This window comes from Endozoicomonas sp. SESOKO3, assembly GCF_024606255.1.
Map to the genome: position 1 here is coordinate 1 of NZ_JAHHPR010000211.1, position 2,551 is coordinate 2,551.

General features: G+C 50.8%; 1 protein-coding gene, 2 tRNA genes and 1 rRNA gene. 1 reads left to right on the forward strand and 3 read right to left on the reverse strand.

The genetic code is table 11. The features are described 5' to 3' along the window. Positions 1–200: hypothetical protein (locus KDK18_RS03715; protein ID WP_257253306.1), on the forward strand; the 200-nt coding region annotated here is incomplete at its 5' end. Between the two features lie 266 nt (positions 201–466). On the opposite strand, the gene KDK18_RS03720 is transcribed toward KDK18_RS03715, so the two are convergent. The 3 genes from KDK18_RS03720 to KDK18_RS03730 all read right to left on the reverse strand — a co-directional run bounded on the left by KDK18_RS03720 (position 467) and on the right by KDK18_RS03730 (position 2,328). After that, positions 467–542, reverse strand: a tRNA-Ala gene (locus KDK18_RS03720). Positions 543–559: 17 nt separating this feature from the next. Continuing rightward, positions 560–636, reverse strand: a tRNA-Ile gene (locus tag KDK18_RS03725). Between the two features lie 152 nt (positions 637–788). Further along, positions 789–2,328, reverse strand: a 16S ribosomal RNA gene (locus tag KDK18_RS03730). Positions 2,329–2,551 lie beyond the last annotated feature (223 nt).

The window sequence follows — 2,551 nt, forward strand, 5'->3', positions numbered from 1 at the left end:
TCAGTGCCGTTCAGCGAGGCGCTCATCTTACCTTGGCGCCGGTCGTTGTCAAGCGATCATTTCAAAAAAAGGAAACAAATAACTTGAAAACATCGCCAAACATTCCACTTACAAAGCTAGAAACATCGTTCAGCGATTTGTGCATAACTGCACCCACCAGAACAACCATCAACAACTTCAATACACAGCTCTTGAAATGACTATCTGGCTACCGAGCCGGTACATCATCAGCCCCGATCGATGAGCGTAGATTACTCTTTGAACGCCATACACATTAGCTATTACCTTGCGGTAAATAACTTGAGAGTGTCTCAGCAAGAATCTCATTAAAAGACTAACGTCTTTTAAATCAACTCAGCTTATTTAAGTTTGGATTCCACATTGTTAAAGATCGCATTACCCGGTTTCTATCGAAGAAAAGGGATAATGAAGCAAAATATGCTTAATGAATGGGTCGTTCGGATAATGGTGGAGCTAAGCGGGATCGAACCGCTGACCTCCTGCGTGCAAAGCAGGCGCTCTCCCAGCTGAGCTATAGCCCCTTATTCCGAATCACGATTGGTGGGTCTGGGCAGACTCGAACTGCCGACCTCACCCTTATCAGGGGTGCGCTCTAACCAACTGAGCTACAGACCCAATCTTGCTGGTTCAGCGCATCGCCAAAACAACCGATTCATTAAACACACTTTTTTAAAGAACAAAACGACCAACTGACAACTGGTCACTGACCACTGTCAACTGATCATCAAACAATTCGTGTGAACGCTTATGGAAGGTCGGTCGTCGTTTAAGGAGGTGATCCAGCCCCAGGTTCCCCTAGGGCTACCTTGTTACGACTTCACCCCAGTCATGAATCACTCCGTGGTAATCGTCCTCCTTGCGGTTAGACTAACTACTTCTGGAGCAACCCACTCCCATGGTGTGACGGGCGGTGTGTACAAGGCCCGGGAACGTATTCACCGTGACATTCTGATTCACGATTACTAGCGATTCCGACTTCATGGAGTCGAGTTGCAGACTCCAATCCGGACTACGATGCACTTTCTCAGATTAGCTCCACCTCGCGGCTTGGCAACCGTCTGTATGCACCATTGTAGCACGTGTGTAGCCCTGGCCGTAAGGGCCATGATGACTTGACGTCGTCCCCACCTTCCTCCGGTTTGTCACCGGCAGTCTCCCCAGAGTGCCCACCCGAAGTGCTGGTAACTGAGGATAAGGGTTGCGCTCGTTGCGGGACTTAACCCAACATCTCACGACACGAGCTGACGACAGCCATGCAGCACCTGTCACTGCGTTCCCGAAGGCACCCCTCTATCTCTAAAAGGTTCGCAGGATGTCAAGGCCAGGTAAGGTTCTTCGCGTTGCTTCGAATTAAACCACATGCTCCACCGCTTGTGCGGGCCCCCGTCAATTCATTTGAGTTTTAACCTTGCGGCCGTACTCCCCAGGCGGTCTACTTATCGCGTTAGCTGCGTCACCAGGCATACAAGATCCCCGACGACTAGTAGACATCGTTTACGGCGTGGACTACCAGGGTATCTAATCCTGTTTGCTCCCCACGCTTTCGTACCTCAGCGTCAGTGTCAGACCAGAGTGTCGCCTTCGCCACTGGTGTTCCTTCCTATATCTACGCATTTCACCGCTACACAGGAAATTCCACACTCCTCTTCCGCACTCCAGCTTGCCAGTTTTGGATGCCGTTCCCAGGTTAAGCCCGGGGCTTTCACATCCAACTTAACAGGCCGCCTACGCACGCTTTACGCCCAGTAATTCCGATTAACGCTCGCACCCTCCGTATTACCGCGGCTGCTGGCACGGAGTTAGCCGGTGCTTCTTCTGCGAGTAACGTCACAGATGCAGGGTATTAACCTACACCCTTTCCTCCTCGCTGAAAGTGCTTTACAACCCTAGGGCCTTCTTCACACACGCGGCATGGCTGCATCAGGCTTGCGCCCATTGTGCAATATTCCCCACTGCTGCCTCCCGTAGGAGTCTGGGCCGTGTCTCAGTCCCAGTGTGGCTGATCATCCTCTCAGACCAGCTACGGATCGTCGCCTTGGTAGGCCATTACCCCACCAACCAGCTAATCCGACGCAGGCTCATCCGATAGCGCAAGGTCCGAAGATCCCCTGCTTTCCCTCTTGAGGCGTATGCGGTATTAATCCGGATTTCTCCGGGCTATCCCCCACTACCGGGCAGATTCCTACGTGTTACGCACCCGTCCGCCGCTCGTCATCTTCCAGCAAGCTGGAAATGTTACCGCTCGACTTGCATGTGTTAGGCCTGCCGCCAGCGTTCAATCTGAGCCATGATCAAACTCTTCAGTTTAAATCGTTTTGTCAGCCGTTCCGAAGAACAAGCCAACTGCTCAATCTTGCAATTAAACGTCACATTTATTGAACTGTCTGTGAAGACAGTAGAATCAACGAGTATGTTCGCTTGCTTGATCAGCATTTAAATCATTTCAGAGCAAAGCTCTGTTGACCGATGCCATTCGCATAAGCGCCCACACGAATTGTCTGATAATTTGTTAAAGAACTGGATTAAAACA